The organism is Rhodococcus ruitaii, assembly GCF_055230935.1.
Map to the genome: position 1 here is coordinate 108,459 of NZ_JBUYWC010000011.1, position 19,250 is coordinate 127,708.

The following is a 19,250-nucleotide window of genomic DNA, read 5'->3' on the forward strand; positions in this document are numbered from 1 at the left end:
TGCACCTACTTCCAGAAGAGCGAGTTGTCCCAATGAACGATGCCGTCATCGTCGCCGCCGTCCGCACTCCCGTCGGTAGGCGCAACGGTTCGCTGTCCTCTGTTCATCCGGCGGACCTGTCCGCCCACGTCCTCGACCACCTCGTCGGCCGCACCGGCATCGACCCGGTGATCGTCGACGACGTCGTGTGGGGCTGTGTCAGCCAGGTCGGAGAACAGACCTTCGACGTCGCCCGCACCGCGGTGCTCTCCGCCGGCTGGCCCGAATCGGTGCCGGGCACCACCGTCGATCGCCAGTGCGGATCATCGCAGCAGGCGGTACATTTCGCGGCAGCCGGGCTGATCGCCGGTCAGTACGACGTGGTCGTAGCCGGTGGGGTCGAATCCATGTCGCGCATCCCGATGGGCTCGGCGCAGGCCACCGGAAACCCCTTCGGTCCCCGCTATGTCGAACGCTACGGACCGGAGGCACCCAATCAGGGGTTGGGTGCCGAGCAGATCGCCGACAAGTGGGCTCTCTCGCGCCGGCAACTCGACGAGTTCGCCCTCGCGTCGCACGAGCGTGCCGCCGCTGCCACCGATGCGGGCCTGTTCACCGACGAGATCGCTCCCATCGACGTCGACGGCACGCACGTTGCTCTCGACGAAGGTATCCGCCGCGGCGGCACCATCGAGAAGATGGCGTCGCTGCGTCCCGCATTCCGCGAGGACGGCACGGCGACCGCCGGTAACGCCTCGCAGATCTCCGACGGGTCCGCCGCGCTGCTGATGATGACCAGTGAGGCCGCCGCGAAGTCCGGATTGACGCCGATTGCGCGGGTGCACACCGCGGTGGTGGCAGGCACCGCTCCGATGCCGATGCTCACCGGCCCGATCCCGGCCACCCACAAGGCTCTCGCCAAGTCAGGGCTCAGCATCGACGACATCGGGGTCTTCGAGGTCAACGAGGCCTTCGCCTCCGTGACCCTGGCGTGGGCCGCCGAGTTCGGCGCGGACCTCGCGAAAGTCAACCCTCGGGGCGGCGCCATCGCGCTCGGACATCCGCTCGGTGGTTCCGGCGCCCGACTGATGACAACGATGCTGCATCACATGCGCGCCAACACCATCCGCTACGGACTGCAAACCATGTGCGAAGGTGGCGGACAGGCGAACGCCACCATTCTCGAACTTCTCTGACACCCACCGCTTTCGGAAGGCACGATCATGCAGAACCTTACATTCGATTTCAGCGGTCAGACCGTCGTCGTCACCGGCGGAGCCCGCGGCATCGGCCTCGAGCTGGGCCGATTTTTCGTCGGTGCGGGCGCCGACACCTACCTCATGGACTACGACAAGGACGAGGTCGGCAAGGCGGCAACCGAGATCGGGGCACGCGCGCTCCACGGCGACGTGTCCAACTCCGACGACATCGAGCGCGCCGTCGATCAGGTCGTCGCCGAGACCGGTCGCGTCGACGTCATCGTCAACAACGCCGGAATCCTGCGCGACAAGGTGCTCTGGAAGCTCACCGACGAGGACTGGGATCAGGTCCTGTCCATCCATGCCGGCGGCACCTTCCGTCTCACGCGGGCCTGCGTCCCGCACTTCCGCGCGCAGGAATACGGCCGGGTCGTCAACGTCACCTCGTACACCGGCCTGCACGGCAACACCGGCCAGGCGAACTACGGCACCGCCAAGGCCGGGATCATCGGCTTCACCAAGACCGCTGCAAAGGAACTCGCGCGGTTCGGGGTCACCGTCAACGCCATCTCCCCCAACGCCGAGACCCGGATGGTCGCCTCCATCCCGGACGGGAAGAAAGCCGAACTCGCCGCCGCCATCCCCATGGGCCGATTCGGCGACGCGTCCGAAATGTGCGCTGCGGTAGCGTTCCTCGCGTCCCGTGAAGCCGGGTACATCACGGGTGTGGTGCTTCCGGTCGACGGTGGAATCTCGATCTGATGCCCACACTCACCTACGGCGAACTGAGTACGGCCGCGGGCACCGACCTCGGCCGCAGCCGGTGGATCGAGATCAATCAGCATCGCATCGACACGTTCGCGCACATCACCGAGGACCACCAGTGGATCCACGTCGATCCCGAGCGCGCGGCACGCAGTCCGTTCGGAAGCACGATCGCGCACGGTTACCTCACGCTGTCTCTCGTGGCCGGGTTCCTCGACGAGATCCTCCACCTCGAGGAGGTCGGGATGTCGGTCAACTACGGCACCGACCGTGTCCGGTTCCCCCGGCCGGTTCCCGTGGGAAGCCGAGTCCGCGGGCACGGAGAGATCACCTCGGTCATCGCGGTTCCCACCGGGCTGCAGGCCACCGTGCGGGTCACGGTCGAGATCGACGGCGCCGACAAGCCGGGCTGTGTCACCGATGTCCTGATCCGGGTCATGCCGGACACCGAAACAGATCCCGCCTAAGCTACATTCGAGTTCAGCCCCCAGCGGGTGGCGCGGGGAGAATGGAGTCCACGTGAACGATGACCGGCCGGTCGACGCCACCCGGCGTCCACCCACCCCGAAAGGCCGTGACACCCGCGAGCGGCTGCTTGCCGCTGCGACGTCGCTGTTCGCACAGCACGGCTACTCCGGGGTGCGCATCACGGACATCACGACGGCGGCCGAGCTGTCGGCCGGTGCGTTCTACCGCTACTTCAAGGACCGCCGCGAGATCATGCTGGTGCTGCTCCGACAGCTCACCGACGAGGCCTTCGACTTCGTGCGCGTTCCCTGGGACGAGGCAGATCCCATGGATTCGGTACTCCGGTCGACGCAGCTGTACTTCAAGTTCTACGAGTCGCACCGGGCGCTGTTCGGAGTCCTCGTCGAACTCGGTCAGACCGATCCCGAGGTGAAGGAGCTCTGGGCGTCGTCCCGGAGGGCCTTCTATTCCCGCATCGCGCAAGCGCTGCGTCGCGGAACGGAGAGCAACAAGCTCCGCGGCGACGTCGACGTCGACGTCGCCGCGGAGCTGATGGGTGCCATGACGGAGTTCTACGCCTTCCAGCGGTTCGTCCTTGCCGACGGGGTCGTCAAGGACGTCTCCAATGACGAGGTCGCACGGTCTCTGGCCGAAATCTGGACGGCCGGAATAGTCCGACAGAGCTGAACCGAATCTCCGAGTCCCGCTGGGACGGCAGCGAGATCTCACCGGCCGTCCGCGGGGATGTCGGCGCTGATCAGTCCGCGAGCTGGCCGAGCAGGGCGAAGCCGTAGTCACCGCCGTTCGGCATGCGCATCAGCGTGTGCACGTGCTCGGGGATCGGCTCCAGCGGACCGGTGAATCCCAGTCCGGGATGGTGATCGAACTCGATGACCACCGAAGGACTCTGTATCCGGTAGTAGAACGGAAGTGCGGCCGGGTCTCCGATCCAGCTGATGTAGGTGGACTCGTCGAAGTACCGCATGATCTGTTCACGGCGCTGATCGCGATGCCCCTCGGGAATACGTGTCAGATACACCTCGATCAGATCGACCAGCAGCTTCTGCTGCTCGACCGTCAGTTCCGCCGGCGTGATCCCCTCGTACGGGATCACCGCGTTGTCCCTGCCGGAACCCGCAAGCTGTCGGCCGTCGATGAAGCCCGCCCGCTCGGGAGGCAGATCCGCGGACAGCATCGACGGGTAGGTCACGGCCTTCTCTCGCTGCTCGGCGGTCAGAGTCCTTCCCAATGCGAGGGCGGCATTCTCCTCGTCCTGGAACAGCTGCAGCCCCTCGTGAGGACCGCGATCGACGATCTTCAGCTCGGCGCCGAAGAACAAGGGCTCGAGGACCAACTGGTCGTTGACGAACAGGGCGTTGATGACGACGTGCAGACCGCTGAACTGAAAGCCCCACGGCTGACCGTCGTTGTTGGGCTCACCCCAGATCGTGATCCACACCGCGTACTCGTTCAATGTGTCGCGGTACATGTTCCACACGATCCCGGCGGCCTCGGTTGCCCGCATCACGTCACGCATGAGCGCATAGCCCTCCGGCCCCAGCGCACACCGTGCCATCTCGAGCGCCAGGTCGCGCTGTTCTGGACGCAGATCGCTCAGGAGAATCCCCTCGGGCATCCACAGCGGAGAACCGTTGAACCACGAACGGCGCTGCCAGTGATCGACCGGCTGCTGCACGAAGATCCGGAGGTCGGACTGGTCGATCGAGTCGAGGAAGGTTCTCGCGGCGTTGACTGTCGAACTGTTGTCCACCCCTGACGGATCGAGTGGGTAGACCTCTGGTGTCGTGGCGCCGTCGGAGGTGATACCGACGAAGGGCGCTGCGGTCCCCTGTCGAACCATCTCCACGAACTCGGCCGGGGGTGTGTCCGGCGGAGGAGGCGTGAAGATGCCGTGGTGGGTTCGGACACCGGGGACCGGACCACCAACGGTGTAACCGAAATACTTTCGCGGCGATTCGGCAGACATCGGGGTGCCCATCGCGACCTCCTTGGTTTGGGTAAACTACGGGGGGACAGATAATTTCGCTCTTCGGACCATTGGATCACAGCGCGGGCTCGCTCTGGCCGAAGTCGATCGTGGGTCTTGATCACCCGCGACTCTTCCGGTATTCGATGAGTACCGGTTCGAGCTCGGAAGGCGTTGTACTGTGCAGAATGACACCGTCGACGCCACACGCGAACTGACTCCTGACGATCTCCACACACCGGCGAACCGAGCCTGTTGCCACAGAGTCGTTCCAGTCTCCAGGAAGCATTGCGGCAATGTGGCCCAACTGGTCAGCCGTCGCCTTGCCGTCGATCGGCTCGGTGAAGGACGCGACAAGGGGGTCACTTCGGAATCTCGAGAGCACCTCGGGAGACCAGCCGTAATCCGCGATGAAGTCCTCGCCCAGATACTGCAGGTAGTTGGCCAGCCGCCCGACCGTCCTCCGCAACCGGACCTCCTCGGGAAGATGATCCCCGGCAGTGACCACGCACGCCCAGATCCGAATCGAACTCGGATCCCGTCCCACGCGCTCGGCGGCACGCCTGACAGTCTCGACGGCACGGACCGTCATCGCACTGGAAAGGAAAGTGTGCAGGACAATTTCGTCGAACAGCTCGCCACCGAGTTCGAGGTCGTCGTCGTCGAAGGCGACGAGGCACAGCGGAACGGCACCGCTCAGAGGAGTCGCGTCGATCCGGAGAACGGAGAAATCTCCGGCGGGGCCTGTATGGTCACGGATCACCTCTCCGGTCCACAGTCGCCGGATCAACGTCGCCCAGTCCCGCATCTGGTCGGTGGTCACCGGCGGCAACCCGAAGGACCGGTACACCGCCGCCACTCCCGGCCCGATCCCGAGGGTGAAGCGCCCTAAGGACATTCGATCCATCGTCGCTGCCCACGATGCCGAGATCACCGGATGCCGCAGATGATGATTGGTGGCAGCGGTGCCGACTGCTATGGTCGAAGTCGCGGCGAGCGCGGCGCCCGACAGCGACGCCACCTCGATCTGCATCCTCCACCGCTCGGTCAGCAACGCCCGGCCCAGTCCGAGACACTCGGCCAGACGGGCTTCCCCCGGCAGGTCGGCAGGATCTGCCGCGTCTCCCGACAGCAAGTAGAACCCGAGCTCGTCGAGAACTCGATCCGTCATGTGCCTGCTCCTCGTCGAAGAAGCGCGATCGCGCTCCGGGTTCTGTGAGACGCCCGTGTTCGGTCAGGGAATGATAACGAGTTTTCCTGTGGTGGATCGTGATTCAATCAGGCGATGCACATCGACTGCCTCGTCCAGCGCGAAAGTGCCGGTGATCGCCACATCCAGTTGCCCGGTGGCAACCCACTCGAACAGATCGTCGACCCGACGCTCCAGCTCAGACCGCTCCGCGATGAAGTCGGCGAGACCGGGACGGCACAGGGTGATCGAGCCCGCCACGGCCAGCGTGTCCAGCTCGAGCGGGGGCGCCTCTCCCCCGGACGCGCCGTACAGCACTACGGCACCCCTGCGACGCACCGCGGACAGCCGCGACGCGAACTCCGCACCGCCGACACCGTCGTACACCACGTCGACACCCCGGTCCGCAGTCAGTCCCCTCGCGGCGGAGGCGACGGACTCGTATCCGACGATCACGTCGGTCGCGCCAGCAGCGCGTGCCGATTCGACCTTGGCCTGATCGGACACAGCGGCGATCACCCGAACCCCGTGGAGCGTGAGAATCTGCGTCAACAGTCGCCCCACGCCTCCCGCCGCCGACAGGACCAGGGCGCTGTCGCCGGCCACTGGCGGACCTCCGACGGCGGTAGCGAGGTAGTGCGCGGTCAACCCCTGCGAGAGCATGGCACCCGCGACCGAGGCCGGCACTGCGTCCGGCACCCGTACCGCGCCAGCGGCCGGTACCGCGACCAGTTCCGCGTAGCTCCCGTCCGTGAATGCCCAGGCGACGCGGTCACCGACGGCGAACTCCTCCACTCCGCCCCCGACCCCGACGATCACACCGGCGCCCTCGCATCCCATCGGGACGGGAGGGGTCGGCAACGACGGGTAGGCGCCGCGTCGCATCATCACGTCGCGAAAGTTGACCCCGGCCGCCTCGACCCGCACGACGATCTCGCCGTCAGCGGCAGCAGGCTCGGCCCGGTCGACGACCACGAGCTTCTCGGGACCGCCGAACCCGGTTGCAACCACCGCACGCATCAACGTGCCTCCGTCCGTGTCACCGTGGAGACCATGAGCCCACGGCGTCTCGGAGCAGACGCTCTGTGAGCGGAGCGATCATGTCTCGATGAATCCATTGCTGTTTCCACTCCTCGATCGGGCGACGATCCCGGCGCTGTCAGCGCCGAGCCGTGGCCGTGCCGCTTCGACCACGATGTTCGGGTCCTACTTCGGTGTCGTGCCGAATACACTTGACAGATAGCTGAATTCGATTTACCTCGGGATCGGCAGGGACTGTCTGCGGGACAGATCATCGAGAACGCGCACCGTGCTCGGGCTCGGGCTCGGGTCGATCCTTTCAGCCGAACGAGCGACCGGACAAGGGGCGAACCCCGAGAACGCCGCCCTTCACTCGGGAAATCCACCAACCCCGTCGTGCGTTCGTCCGCGGGTGTCCCGCGTTTCGACCGTTCCCCGCTTCGCCTGTCCGAGCGCAAAGCCAGGGCGGTCTCCCGTCCCGCGATCGACAATTGCACGACCTGGACGCCCACGTGAATTGCCCGACACCGATGTTCTGATGTTACCCAGAACACAGTGCAACTCTGATGAATGTTTGTCAATGTACGGGGAGCCATCCGGATCCCACGCTCACGGCGTCGGCCCCACGGATCGCCCAGTGCCGGCTACCACACGGTCCGCCACCTGCGACGATCAGGAGTTCGCGCCCCGAAGCGTCGATCGATCGAGTCGTGGCGAACGCCACACTATCGGTGGACCGCCCCGTGCACGCTACCCTTGACCGTGTTGCCGGGCCGAGTTCCGTTGAAGGCGTGCTCAACACCGCCGGGCCCGAAGGAGTGTCCGATCGCGGTCCGGTCGCGGTAGATTCGGCCTCATGTCTCGCACGTCAACCCACTCGGCCGCCCGCGCGAGCCAAAAATCCGACCACGACGCGGACGCGAGGCCGACGGCGAGCCAGCCCCAACGGCGACGACGCTCCAGCAACCCGGGCCGTCGACGGAACCCCGAGCGCACCCGCCAGCTCATCCTCGATGCCGCCGCCGAGGAGTTCGGCAGCGTCGGCTACGACAACGCGAGGGTAGTCCGGATCGCTGAGCGCGCGGGCGTGGCTCACCAGCTGATCACCTACCACTTCGGTGGCAAGCGCGGACTGTTCGAGACCCTCAGCCAGCGCTGGGCCACGCAGAGCACCGATCTGGTCAACCTGGAGAAGACGGCGGACGAGACCATCTCCGATTTCGTTCGCCTTGCCGCCGAGTTGTCGTCGTGGTCGCGGACCCTGGTTCACGACGGTCAGCAAGACCTCGATCACGTCGACCTGATCGGACGTCTGGGTCCGTCGCTCGCCAACTCGCGCGAACGCCAGGCCAGGGGTGAGTTTCCCGCCGACGTCGATCCCGGCATCGTCACGCTGGTGCTCTTCGCCGCCACAACCGTCGCGACGGCGCTACCGCACGTGACACGGGCACTGTCCCCGGTGGCCCCCGGCGAACCCGAGTTCGTCGATTTCTATGCCGATCAGCTGGCCCGACTCGTACGCCACCTCGGCCGCCCGACCGACTGACGTTCCGAACGGTAGGCGATCCCGCACACCTCACGACCGCAGAGGGAGTCGCTCACACACCGTCCCTACTGCCCGAGCGGCGACAGCGGCACCGGATTCGGCACCTGCACGCACGAAGGGAAGACACCGACCGTCACAGGTCCGCGCCTTCCCTTCGCCGGTGACCGTCCGCAGGTCAGCCCGGTACGATCCTGCGCGCCATCTGCAGGTGAAGGAGCTGCCAGCCGTCCTCGCCCCGCGTCCACACCCGCGAGCACGCGGCCTGGAAGGCGAAAGGGGGCACGTCCGGCTCGAAAGCGACGTGGAACTCCTGGATACAGCTCACCGTCGCGACGTCACCGACCTGCCGCACCGTCGGCTCGAAGACCTCGATTCGCGCTGCCGGAGGGCGCTTCTCGGACATGGCAGCGAAGACATCGGCGCCCTGGATACTCCCGGACGGGCCGTGGACGGCGATGAACTCAGGGTGGAGCAGGCTGCGCATGCCCGCGTGGTCTCCCTCGAGAAAGACGTCCAGCCATGCCTTCTCGGCGTTCTCGACAGTGTCGGGAAAGGGGGTGCTCATGGTGCCTTCCTTCGATTCTTACGGGGTTGGTGACAGCCCTGACACGCGTGTGGACGACACCCCGACGAGCACTGTCCGTCGGGATATCGCCCACACGCTGCGATCATTCGATCAGAACGGGTACTGCGCGAGTTCTGCCTGCATGGTGACCCACTGGGTCTCCGTGTATGCCTCCAGGTTGTGCGCCGGTCCGCCTGTGCGGCCGCCGTTGCCCGACGCCCCCACCCCACCGAACGGAGCGGTGGCCTCGTCGGAGACGGTCTGGTCGTTGATGTGCACGGCGCCGGTGGGAATCCGGCCGGCCAGCTCCAGCGCCGCCAGTCCGTCCGTCGACACGATGCCGAGCGACAGTCCGTACTCGGAGTCCGAGGCGAGCGCGGCGGCATGATCCGAGTCCCGGAAGGAGGTCACCGGAGCAACCGGACCGAACACCTCGTTCGCATACGCGGGTGTGCTGGCGGTGAGGTCGGCGAGGACCGTCGGCCGGTAGAACAGACCCTCGTACCTACCGCCCGCGGCGAGGCGCGCACCTGCATCGACACTGGCGGTCACCAGCGAGTGCACGTTGTCACGCTGACGCTCGTCGATGATGGGTCCGAGGGCGACCGTACCGGTCTTCGGGTCGCCGACGGGAAGGGCGTCGGCGTGAGCCGCGAGTGCCGCGACGTAGTCGTCGAAGATCGACTCGTGGACGAGGTGGCGTCCTGTCGCCATGCAGATCTGTCCCTGGTGCATGTAGGAGCCGAAGGATCCGATCGACGCCGCGTTCTCGATGTCGACACCCGGCATGACGATCAGCGCCGAGTTTCCACCCAGTTCCAGGTGAGCCCGCTTGAGGTGCCTGCCTGCGAGCTCGCCGACGGCCCGGCCGGCCCGCGTGGAGCCGGTGAACGCGATGACGCGGACCCGCGGGTCCACCACAATCTGCTCGCCGACGTCCGCGCCACCGGGTAGCACGGAGAGGAGTCCGGCAGGCAGACCCGCCTCCTCGAAGATGCGGGCGAGGAGCACACCACCGCTGACCGCGGTGCGCGGGTCGGGCTTGAGGATGACCGCGTTTCCGAGTGCCAGAGCGGGTGCGACGGCACGGATCGACAGGATGATGGGGAAGTTGAACGGGGCAATGACGCCGACCACACCGACGGGCACGCGGCGCGAGAAGCTCAGTCGCGGTTGCCCGGAGCGGAGGATCTCGCCGTAGGGGTGCGACGCCAGTGCCGCGCCCTCGAAGCACTCGTCCGCTGCGGTGTGGATCTCCAGGCCGGCTTTGTTCGCGATCGACCCGGTTTCGCGGATGATCCACTCCGAGATTTCCTCGGAGTGCTCCTCCCACAGTTGGCCTGCCCGACGAAGGACGGCGGCGCGCTCACCGTGGGGGCGGGCTGCCCACGCCTTCTGGGCTTCCGCCGCGGTCTTCGCCGCTGCCTCCACGTCGGCGATGGACGCGAGACCGACGCTACCCAGGCTCTCGCCCGTTGCGGGCTCGGTAACCTCGAACTCCCCGCCACCACCCGAGACCCACTCGCCGGTGAACACCTTTCCCGTCCAGAGGGAGTTATCCAGAATTGCCATGATTGTTCCTTACGTTCTCGACCATCCGTGATAGGCGGTGGTGATTCGGGGAGCTACGCCGAGATAAATTCGGCACCAACCGGTGTGGACCGGGTCAGGCTGGCGGAGGCCCTCCGGGCGCGGGCATGGAGACGAACGGGTTCGACTCGGCCGCCTCCTTCGCTGCCTGATCGGCTTCCACGATCTCTGCCCGCAGGAAGTTCACCACCGCGTCGGTCGTGGACTCGGTGAAGCGGGGCGTCAGGTCGAACTCGTGGTCCTGGCCTGCGACGATGTGCAGTTCGGTACGCACACCTGCCTTGCTGAGCTCGTCGAAGATGCGCAGGCTGCCCGCCGGAGCGATGAACCTGTCCGCAGCGCCGTGAACGAGGACGGTGGGAGGGAAGTCCGGTCCCAGATAGGTCACGGGGCTGGCTTCCGCCGCGATTTCGGGAGTGGCCGCCGGGCCGAAGAGAATCGGGGCCGGAACCACGCCGGGGCCGGGAGTCATGCCCACGGCCGCCGGCGCGAAGTACGCTATGACACCGTCGACCGGAGACGCAGCCCCGTCGGTTCCCGCCGTCGTCGCCGTCACCAGCGAGATCTGGGCGCCCGCGCTGTGGCCCTGAAGAACGATCTTCGTGTCGGCACCGCCGAGCTGACCGCGGTTCTCCGCCGCCCAGCGCACCGCTGCCCGCGAGTCCTCGATGGGGGCCGGCCACGGCGCGTCACTCAGGAGACGGTAGCCGACGGCGACAGCCGTCACTCCGCGCGCGGCCAGTGCCCGGCAACGCGCGTGGACCGCCGTACGGTCGCCCTGCTGGAATGCACCCCCGTGGAACACGAGGACGGCGACACCGAGGCGAGCCTCGGGCGACGGCTGAAAGATGTCGAGTTGGTGTCGCTCGTGGCCGTCCGTCACGTAGGCGACGGTCGCGAAGTCAGTCATACGATTCACCCGATCTCTGCTGCGCGCAGGCGCGGAATGACCTCGCGACCGAACAGCTCGTGTTGGCGGTGGAGCTCGCCGTGGTCGAAAATGTTGAACGTGGCGAGGAAATGACCGGCGCCCAGTACCGTGCACTGGCGGATGATCTCGTCGGCCACCTGCTGGGGCGTTCCGGCAATGAGGTCGGCGGGGTCGAGTTTCGGTGTGGGGGCGTCCGGGCTGTTCATGGCCTCCATGCTGGCCTTCATGAACTCCGCGAAGCCGTCCTCCGCCGAGGTCAGCGCGTCGTCCACCGACCCGTCGTCCGCAGCGATCGAGATCGCTCGACGGATCGCGAGTTGGTCTGCACCGGTGGATTTGCCGGCCGACTTCGCACCCTCGCGGTACGCGTCGTACACGGGGGTGAGATCTTCCGCAGAAAGGAAGCCGCTGCACATCTTCATCCCTCGCTCACCCGCTTTTCGGGCCGAGCCCGCGCTCCGCGCGGCAGTCCAGATCGGGGGGTTCTCCTGGAGGAACCCGGGCGTGATCCGGATGTTGTCGAACGAGAAGTGCTTGCCCTGATGGGACACGGTCGGCTTCGCGACCGCAGCGAGCAGGACCTCGACAACTTCGTTGTGAACCTCCGCTGCCTGCTGGGGCGTGACTCCGACGATGGCAATTTCCGGTGGAATGCCGCTCACCACGCCGATTTCCACGCGGCCACCCGTGAGGTGGTCGAGCATCGCATACTCCTCGGCCACTCGCCACGGGGTCGCGTACGGCGAGACCGTACCGAGAGCACCGAGCCGCAGGGTCGATGTCCGCGCGGCGAGATTGGCGATCACCAGATTGGGCGACGGGCTGTAGCCGGGACCGAAGTGGTGCTCACTGAATAAGATTCCCTCCCAACCGAGCTTCTCGTCGTCGACCCAGAGGTCGAAGTACTTACGGAAGTGCTCGGCGACCTCTGCGGGGTCGTCGCGCCTGTCGGGATCGTGGATCGAGTGGAAGAACTCGAAAATCCAGGGCTTGATACTCATGGCTGTGTCGCTTTCGTGACGAGGAAGCTGACTGGTGATCTCTCCGGCGCGGACCCGCGCGGGTGCACGGGCGCGCGCCGGAGGTGGTTCACAAAAGGCCTGCGACGCGCTCGAGCGCGAGTGCCGCGATCTTGTCGTCGGTGGCACCGTCCGCGCCACCGACGCCGATGCCGCCGATGATCTCCCCGTCCACCTGGATCGGCAGACCGCCCGGCGCCGGGAGAAGGTTCGGATCAAGCGTGTGCGGCGGCGATGCGGCCATGCTCGGGTCCGAGGCGAACTGCTGGAAAAGCGTTGTCGGGAAACCGGTCACGGCCGAGGTGTAGGCCTTGCGCCGACTCGTCTCGACCGCGATGGGTCCGGCCCCGTCACCGGCGAGGATCACTTTGGTGATTCCACTGCGGTTGACGACCGAGACAGCAAGCTTCAGGCCCTGCTCCTCACCGGCCTCGATCACTGCTTTCGCGGCGGCGTGGGCAACCTCGAAAGTAAGTGGTTCTCGCACCTGGACTCCTTCTCTAGGATTGCGTGCATCGGGATGGGATGTACGGGTGGGTCACACCCACTCTCCATGATGAACTTTCATCACGGTAGGTGACGCGAGTCACTTCGTCAATGCCCCTCCACGGATCGATCCGAGCTACCTACGCGGCGATGACGACAGAACGCCCATCCTGTACTCTTGATGAATATTCTGCTATGACTGTGGTGTCCACCACAGGACACCCCCGCATTCGCGTCGGAACAGACCGCATCATATCCGCGCCCGTCATCTCGAACCCGACCGGACTACCTGCACACGATGCGGAATCGCAGGAAGGTCCAGTCGGTCAAGCGAAGAGAACGATGCCCGAGCGGACATCTCACGAAGGAGAAACAATGACCGAACTTGCTGGCAAGGTCGCCATCGTCACGGGTGGCGGTCGCGGCATCGGCCGTGAACACGCACTGACACTGGCTCGTGCGGGCGCAGCCGTCGTCGTCAACGACCTCGGGGGCGAATTCGACGGCACCGGCGCCGCCACCAGCGGCCCGGCCGACGACGTAGTCAAGGAGATCGTCGACGCCGGCGGTCGCGCGGTCGCCGACACCACCGACGTGTCCGACTGGGACGCCGTCGAGGGCCTCATCCAGACTGCGGTGTCGAACTTCGGCCGGTTGGACATCGTTGTCAACAACGCCGGCATCTCGCGCTTCAACATGATCTACGACGTCACGAGGCAGGACTGGGAGCGCACCGTCGATGTGACACTCAATGCCACCGGCGCCGTGTGCCATTGGGCCTCCGCCTACTGGAAGTCGCAAGGTCCTGAGGCTGGCCGGCGCATCGTCAACACCACATCCGGTGTGGGGTTGAGCCCGCTGCCCAACAATCCCATGTACGTCGCCGCCAAGGCCGGCGTGGCGGCACTGACGGTGGCCTGTGCCATCGAACTGGCCGAGCTGGGCGTCCGGGTGAACAGCCTGGCACCGGTCGCCCGCTCGCGCATCAGCGTCGCCGTTGCAGGTGAACTCATGGGCAACGTTCCGGAAGGCTTCGATCCCCTCGCCCCCGAGCATGCCGCAAACCTCGTGGCGTACCTCGTGTCGCCGCAGTGCCGCTTCACCGGCCGGGCCTTCGGTGTCATCGGCGACAACGTGACGGTGTTCGAAGGCTGGTCCATCAGCGATCACTTCGACAACGGCGGCAAGTCCTGGACCCTCGAGGAGCTGACGACAGCCGCCGAGAAACTCCACCCCCAGCACCCGACCGTCATCCAGGCGATCGACGGCACCGCCGACGCCTCGTTCCCGAGCGACGACACCCTCGCCGCGCTGGCGGCAGTCGAAGGGTCGTGATCCACCACCCCTGACGCCACTCTCACCGACCGCGAGGCCGGTCGCGCTGCCGAATTCACCGGCGGCGCGACCGGCCTCGCGCTTTGCCAGAACACATTTCACTCATCGCCAGCTTGCCCGACCGGATGGGCACATACCCGCTCGGGCGATTCAGCCCTCGGGGAAACGGCTGCAAACCCCTTCCCTGAAAACGTTGCCTGACTATTCATCAAGGCGTACGCTCCTACCCACCCCATCAGTGAGCTACGCAACACTTCTCCGCCAACCGTGATACACGTCATATTCGGTGTGTTGTCGTCGCTGTCGAGACACACCTCGAAGGCAACCCCCGCACACCTGCGCGGATCAATCGGAACGACCACGTACGCGACAGGTTGCGCGTACCGGCGTCCGCTCACTGCATCATCCACTCAACAGGAGGCCGGACCTTGCGCGTTCGCCGATCATCGATAGTCCTCTCGGCACTGGGAGTGCTTTTCATAGCCGCCGCGGCAGTGCTGCACTGGGTCGTCATCCCCAATATGTCGAAGCTTCCCACCGACCTGAACTCCACGGTGGCAATGGAAGGCGTTGCGACCGTACTCAACCCCGAAGCGCTGCAGTCGGGTGACTTCCCCAACCTGTTCCTCCGGGACGTCCCGGCCTCCGCCACCCAGCACGTGTATGTGTCAGAGACCGCAGGCGACACCGCCGTGATCCACTCCGGCCTCACCATCGCAGGCCAGAACGGCAACGACATCAAGACGGACCACGTGTTCGCCATCGACCGCGTGACACTCGAACCCACCGATGCTCCCGCCGGAGTCGAAGTCGAACCCCACGACGGTGTCACCGTGGGCATCGGCCCTGACGCGGACCCGAACGAGGAGCGGAGCTTCTACGATCCGTCCACGGGCCGAAGCTACCCGATGAACTACGTGGAGACGACGGAGATCTCGGGTCGAGAGGTGCAGCGCTACACGGTCGAGGCCGTCGGCACCATCGTGGACCCCGCGATCCTGGCGGCGATGCCGCCGGTGCTGCCGGTGGAAGCGGTTGCAGGACTCTCGACGCAGCTTCCGCCCGCTGAGGCCGCGAAGATCGGTGCCGCGCTGCCGAGCCTGCCGCCTGCCGTCCCGATGACCTACCTCCAGGACACCTCGTTCGACATCGCGTTCGACACGAGCCTCGGTGCGCCGCTGTCGGTTGACTTCGATCAGACCATCACAGCTGCAGTGGATATCAGTGGTGAGGCCGTGGGAATTCTACCGGTCATGCAGATGACCGCATCCCCGACCGCAGAGTCACTGCAGGAGGCGGTCGACACCGCGTCGTCGGCGTCGACTCTGCAGACAGTGTTCAGCATCGTAGTTCCGATCGCGCTGGCTATCCTCGGATTGATCCTGATCGTCATTGCGTTCATCCGTCGCACGCCCACGCCCGTGGTCGTCGTCGAGACACCTGACGAGCCGCTTACCACCACAACCACCACCTGACTGTCCTCATACAGGTTGCAGCGCACTAGATCCGGCGCGCGATGATGCTTCGGCACCGTTGCGCGCCGGATCTATGCACAAGACAGCAAGGTTCATAATGCGGACCTATGGACCACTCTATGGATCGATGGCATACTGTGGCTCGGATCACCCACGCAAGCACGGAGGTGCACGCCCATGACCGATGCCACTGCTGCAGTCGGTGACGACGTGACGCAGAAATCGATCGACATCACTGCGACCGTCATCGACTCACCCGGCGAGTTCCCCCGCGTCACGACGGCGGTCGGCCCCGTCGCAACAACGGGCCACAGCCTGATCAAGGTGGAAGCAGCGGCTCTGAACCCGCTCGACCTGGCAATTGCGGCCGGCGTCGTGCCGACGGTGCGCCACGAACAGCCGTATGTCCCCGGCATCGAGTGCGTGGGCGAGATCGTGTCGTCCGACGCCTTCGAACCGGGAACCCGCGTCTACGCGGAGGCGCACCCCTCTCCGGAGCGCCCGGGAACGTTCGCGACCAGGGTGCTCGTTCCGGACGGATCTGTGCTCGCGCTGCCAGGGAATCTGGATCCCGTATCTGCTGCGGCCGTGGGAAACTCGGGGATCGCCGCCTTCGTTCCGCTGATCGATCGCGCGGGCCTGCGCGAAGGCGACAACGTTCTGATCCTGGGGGCCACAGGGGCTGTCGGACGGCTCGCAGTGCAGATCGCCAGGGCACACGGGGCAGGCAGAATCGTCACGGTGGGCCGTGACGCGGACGCACTGGCCGCCACTCTCGACCTGGGTGCCGACGAGGCGGTTCAGCTGGTACAAGGCGAGGACGGTCCCGAGCTCACCACGCGACTGGCAGCAGCCTTCGGGGCCGAGGGGCCGAACGTTGTTCTCGACGCGATCTACGGCGCCGCGTTCGAAGCATCGCTGCCGATCTGCATGCCGGGCGCGCGCATCGTCAACATCGGGCACTTCGCCGGCGACACCATCAATCTCCCTGCCGGAATCCTCCGGGCCCGACAGTTGACCGTCAACGGGTTCGCCGCGTTCCTGACTCCGCTGACTGCAAAACGGAAGGCCCTCGAATGGCTCTGGGGGCGCCTGGAAGACGGGAGCCTGCACGTGGACGTGGTGGAGTACGCCCTCGCCGACATCCGCGACGCCTGGGTGGCGCAGTCGGCGTCCCCGCACGCGAAGCTCGTCGTCACCATGCCCACCTAGTAGCTAGCTGCAGTAACGCGGCGTTACCCCACCACAGCAGCAACACTCGTATACGACGCCACTGCACCACCTCTCGGTGGTCACCGGAGTGCGCGCGACAGAGGAAGACACTTGCCATGACATGCAATCCCTGGGGTCCGGGGGTCGGTATCGGACGAATCGAGCTCGATTCCGGACCGGTGGTGGCCCTGCACCGGGACGATGCGACCAGCGCAGCACCTGCCCTCGTCGACGGAGTCGAGTTCCACGACCTTCCGGACCTTCTCCTCGCCGCCGACGGTGACGCAACCCGCATCGAGCGCGGCCACGACGTCACGATCGATCCCGCGCAGCTGCTGAGCCCGGTAGGCAGGCCGCGGAAGATCGTCTGTGTCGGCCAGAACTATCTGAATCACGTCGCGGAGACCGGCAGAACTGCCCCACCCCCCTACCCCGACCTGTTTCCCAAGTGGGACAACACCCTTTCCGGACCGCGTGCAGACATTCCGCTTCCACCGGAGTCGACCGAGATCGACTTCGAGAGCGAGCTGGCCGTGGTCATCGGCCGCCGCGCCCGGCGCGTCACCCCCGACGAGGTTGCCGACGTCGTGTTCGGCTACACCGCGAGCAACGACGGATCGGTGCGCGACTACCAGTTCCACACCAGCCAGCGCACCGCAGGCAAGACGTGGGACGGGCTGACCCCTGTCGGTCCCGTCGTGATGCCTGCGGCCGCCCTGGGCGGCACAATGCCCGACCTGCGGATCACCGGACTGCACAACGACGTCGTCGTGCAGGACGACCGCACATCGAATCTCGTCTTCGGGGTGCCGCAGCTGATCACCTACATCAGCACCTTCATGACGCTGGAGCCGGGAGACCTGGTGTTGACGGGCACACCGGCGGGTGTGGGTGCTGCGCGCACCCCGCCGCTCTATCTGCAGGACGGGGACGAGTTCGAGGTCCGCATCGAGGGGATCGGCTCCCTCCACAACACCTACAAGTCGGAGAAGATCTGATGGCACCGAGTACCGGCGACGCGACGGACAGGCCACCGGTGGGAAGGACACGGGAGGGAAGGACACGGGAGGGAAGGGCACTGGAGGGAAGTACGCTGCTGATGTCCGGCGGGAGCCGCGGTATCGGACTGGCGATCGCGGTCCGGGCGGCGTCCTTGGGCGCGAACATCGCCTTCGTCGCGAAAACCGATCAGCCGGACCCGCGTATCCCCGGAACCGTCCACACCGCGGCCGCGGAGATCGAAGCAGCAGGCGGCCGCGCACTTCCCATCATCGGCGACGTGCGTGACGCCGATGCAGTGGAGGCCGCCGTCGACAAGACAGTGGCCGCGTTCGGCGGCATCGACATCGTGGTGAACAACGCGTCCGCGATATCCCTGCTGGGGTTCGGTGAGTTGCCGATCAAGCGGTACGACCTGATGCTCGACATCAATGCTCGGGGAACCTTCGCCCTGACGTCGGCGGCGCTGCCGCATCTCCTCGAGTCGGACGACGCACGCGTGATCTCGCTGTCCCCGCCGTTGAACCTCGACCGCAAGTGGCTTGCGCAGCATGCGCCGTACACGGTGAGCAAGTACGCGATGACGATGCTGACACTCGGGGTTGCGGAGCAGTTCCGAGATCGTGGCATCACCGCCAACTGCCTGTGGCCGGCGACCCTGATCGCCACGGCCGCCGTGCAGAACATCGTCGGCGGCGACAACGGGATCCAGGCGTCCCGCACGCCGCAGATCATGGCCGATGCGGCCGCGATCCTCCTCACCCGCCCCGCCGAGCCGGGCACGGGCGAGTGCCTGCTGGACGAGGACGTCCTGCGGGCGGCCGGTCGGACCGACCTGTCGCAGTACAGTCACGAAGGTGCGCCCGAGAGCGCGCTCGAGCGGGACCTGTTCGTCTGAGAGTGGGCCGGTTCGTTCTCCGCTCTCTCCGTGGAGAACGAACCGGGACGGTCAGCGATCAGCGCAGGTGTTGTGCGTGCCGACAACGGTCGAGGCTTCAGCGCATCGTGAAACGGAACACCGGTCGTGCCGAGCGGTGGACGAGTTTCCATTCCCCGTCGACCAGTCCGAGCCGGTCGTGGAACTCGCCCAGGGTGGTCGGACCGGACAGCGTCGGGATCTCGTCGTCCGCGGCGACGGTCCGATAGATCGTGACGTAACTGACGACGGAGCATTCCGTCGCCGACTCCGGCGTCACGAGCAGGTTCGTGATCACGTGCCGCTCGACCTGACGAGCGTCGCGGGCGGCGATCGTCTCCCTGATGCGTTCCCTCCCGTGGAGTCGCTCACCGTGCCGATCCCAGATGCCGTCGACCGCGAAAAGGTCGGCTGCGCGCTCGAACTCACGATGATCGAGGTGATGGGTGAATGCGACCACCACGTCGCGGCACGCAGCCCGGTCGGCGTGTGACGGGTACACACGACCGTGCTCCCGGTTGGTTGATTCCATGTGCTTCTCCCTGGGACGACTGCGAGGCGCGGTCGTG

General features: G+C 66.1%; 19 protein-coding genes. 10 read left to right on the plus strand and 9 right to left on the minus strand.

Annotation, left to right across the window (positions count from 1 at the left end; genetic code table 11):
* The first annotated feature begins 32 nt into the window (after positions 1–32).
* Genes ACZI8W_RS15950 through ACZI8W_RS15965 form a run of 4 tightly spaced genes read left to right on the plus strand, consistent with a single transcriptional unit; the run spans position 33 to position 3,098 of the window.
* A complete protein-coding gene (locus tag ACZI8W_RS15950) occupies positions 33–1,175 on the plus strand; it encodes a thiolase family protein (RefSeq protein WP_463369471.1) in 1,143 nt (380 codons plus the stop codon).
* 27 nt (positions 1,176–1,202) lie between these two features.
* On the plus strand, positions 1,203–1,940 hold the full coding sequence (locus tag ACZI8W_RS15955; protein WP_463369472.1) for an SDR family NAD(P)-dependent oxidoreductase: 738 nt from the start codon (positions 1,203–1,205) through the stop codon (positions 1,938–1,940).
* Positions 1,940–2,410 carry a MaoC family dehydratase gene (locus ACZI8W_RS15960; protein WP_463369473.1) on the plus strand — a complete coding sequence of 157 codons (471 nt, stop codon included), beginning with the start codon at positions 1,940–1,942 and terminating at the stop codon, positions 2,408–2,410. Before ACZI8W_RS15955 ends, ACZI8W_RS15960 begins: the two co-directional genes overlap by 1 nt.
* Before the next feature lie 52 nt (positions 2,411–2,462).
* The gene (locus tag ACZI8W_RS15965; RefSeq protein WP_463369474.1) at positions 2,463–3,098 is read left to right on the plus strand and encodes a TetR/AcrR family transcriptional regulator; all 636 of its coding nucleotides are present in this window, start codon (positions 2,463–2,465) and stop codon (positions 3,096–3,098) included.
* Between the two features lie 70 nt (positions 3,099–3,168).
* Here the strand turns inward: ACZI8W_RS15965 and ACZI8W_RS15970 are convergent, their stop codons facing one another.
* From ACZI8W_RS15970 to ACZI8W_RS15980, 3 genes are all read right to left on the minus strand, one after another.
* The gene (locus ACZI8W_RS15970) at positions 3,169–4,410 is read right to left on the minus strand and encodes a DUF3500 domain-containing protein (RefSeq protein ID WP_463369475.1); all 1,242 of its coding nucleotides are present in this window, start codon (positions 4,408–4,410) and stop codon (positions 3,169–3,171) included.
* Between the two features lie 109 nt (positions 4,411–4,519).
* The gene (locus ACZI8W_RS15975; RefSeq protein WP_463369476.1) at positions 4,520–5,569 is read right to left on the minus strand and encodes a TIGR03857 family LLM class F420-dependent oxidoreductase; all 1,050 of its coding nucleotides are present in this window, start codon (positions 5,567–5,569) and stop codon (positions 4,520–4,522) included.
* Positions 5,570–5,632: 63 nt separating this feature from the next.
* Positions 5,633–6,607, minus strand: coding sequence for a quinone oxidoreductase family protein (locus ACZI8W_RS15980; RefSeq protein WP_463369477.1), 975 nt, complete (start codon positions 6,605–6,607; stop codon positions 5,633–5,635).
* An 856-nt stretch (positions 6,608–7,463) separates the two neighbouring features.
* Here ACZI8W_RS15980 and ACZI8W_RS15985 point away from each other — a divergent pair.
* The gene (locus ACZI8W_RS15985; protein WP_463369478.1) at positions 7,464–8,153 is read left to right on the plus strand and encodes a TetR/AcrR family transcriptional regulator; all 690 of its coding nucleotides are present in this window, start codon (positions 7,464–7,466) and stop codon (positions 8,151–8,153) included.
* A gap of 175 nt (positions 8,154–8,328) precedes the next feature.
* Here ACZI8W_RS15985 and ACZI8W_RS15990 read toward each other — a convergent pair whose 3' ends face one another.
* The 5 genes from ACZI8W_RS15990 to ACZI8W_RS16010 form a co-directional block, all read right to left on the minus strand.
* A complete protein-coding gene (locus tag ACZI8W_RS15990) occupies positions 8,329–8,718 on the minus strand; it encodes a nuclear transport factor 2 family protein (protein ID WP_463369479.1) in 390 nt (129 codons plus the stop codon).
* 111 nt (positions 8,719–8,829) lie between these two features.
* On the minus strand, positions 8,830–10,290 hold the full coding sequence (locus ACZI8W_RS15995) for an aldehyde dehydrogenase family protein (protein WP_463369480.1): 1,461 nt from the start codon (positions 10,288–10,290) through the stop codon (positions 8,830–8,832).
* A gap of 94 nt (positions 10,291–10,384) precedes the next feature.
* Positions 10,385–11,218, minus strand: coding sequence for an alpha/beta hydrolase (locus ACZI8W_RS16000; RefSeq protein WP_463369481.1), 834 nt, complete (start codon positions 11,216–11,218; stop codon positions 10,385–10,387).
* Between the two features lie 5 nt (positions 11,219–11,223).
* Positions 11,224–12,240: an LLM class flavin-dependent oxidoreductase gene (locus ACZI8W_RS16005; protein WP_463369482.1), complete on the minus strand. Its 1,017-nt coding sequence runs from the start codon at positions 12,238–12,240 to the stop codon at positions 11,224–11,226.
* An 88-nt stretch (positions 12,241–12,328) separates the two neighbouring features.
* On the minus strand, positions 12,329–12,745 hold the full coding sequence (locus tag ACZI8W_RS16010; protein WP_463369483.1) for a GlcG/HbpS family heme-binding protein: 417 nt from the start codon (positions 12,743–12,745) through the stop codon (positions 12,329–12,331).
* Positions 12,746–13,119: 374 nt separating this feature from the next.
* Between ACZI8W_RS16010 and ACZI8W_RS16015 the strand changes: the two genes are divergently transcribed.
* The 5 genes from ACZI8W_RS16015 to ACZI8W_RS16035 all read left to right on the plus strand — a co-directional run bounded on the left by ACZI8W_RS16015 (position 13,120) and on the right by ACZI8W_RS16035 (position 18,663).
* The gene (locus ACZI8W_RS16015; protein WP_463369484.1) at positions 13,120–14,079 is read left to right on the plus strand and encodes an SDR family NAD(P)-dependent oxidoreductase; all 960 of its coding nucleotides are present in this window, start codon (positions 13,120–13,122) and stop codon (positions 14,077–14,079) included.
* A gap of 428 nt (positions 14,080–14,507) precedes the next feature.
* Positions 14,508–15,554, plus strand: a complete 1,047-nt coding sequence (locus ACZI8W_RS16020; RefSeq protein ID WP_463369485.1) for a porin PorA family protein — start codon at positions 14,508–14,510, stop codon at positions 15,552–15,554.
* A gap of 177 nt (positions 15,555–15,731) precedes the next feature.
* Positions 15,732–16,766, plus strand: coding sequence for a quinone oxidoreductase family protein (locus ACZI8W_RS16025; RefSeq protein ID WP_463369486.1), 1,035 nt, complete (start codon positions 15,732–15,734; stop codon positions 16,764–16,766).
* A gap of 116 nt (positions 16,767–16,882) precedes the next feature.
* Complete coding sequence (locus ACZI8W_RS16030; protein WP_463369487.1) at positions 16,883–17,764, plus strand: fumarylacetoacetate hydrolase family protein; 882 nt, start codon at positions 16,883–16,885, stop codon at positions 17,762–17,764.
* An 80-nt stretch (positions 17,765–17,844) separates the two neighbouring features.
* Complete coding sequence (locus tag ACZI8W_RS16035; protein ID WP_463369576.1) at positions 17,845–18,663, plus strand: SDR family oxidoreductase; 819 nt, start codon at positions 17,845–17,847, stop codon at positions 18,661–18,663.
* Positions 18,664–18,760: 97 nt separating this feature from the next.
* Here the strand turns inward: ACZI8W_RS16035 and ACZI8W_RS16040 are convergent, their stop codons facing one another.
* Complete coding sequence (locus ACZI8W_RS16040; RefSeq protein ID WP_463369488.1) at positions 18,761–19,213, minus strand: nuclear transport factor 2 family protein; 453 nt, start codon at positions 19,211–19,213, stop codon at positions 18,761–18,763.
* Positions 19,214–19,250: the final 37 nt, after the last annotated feature.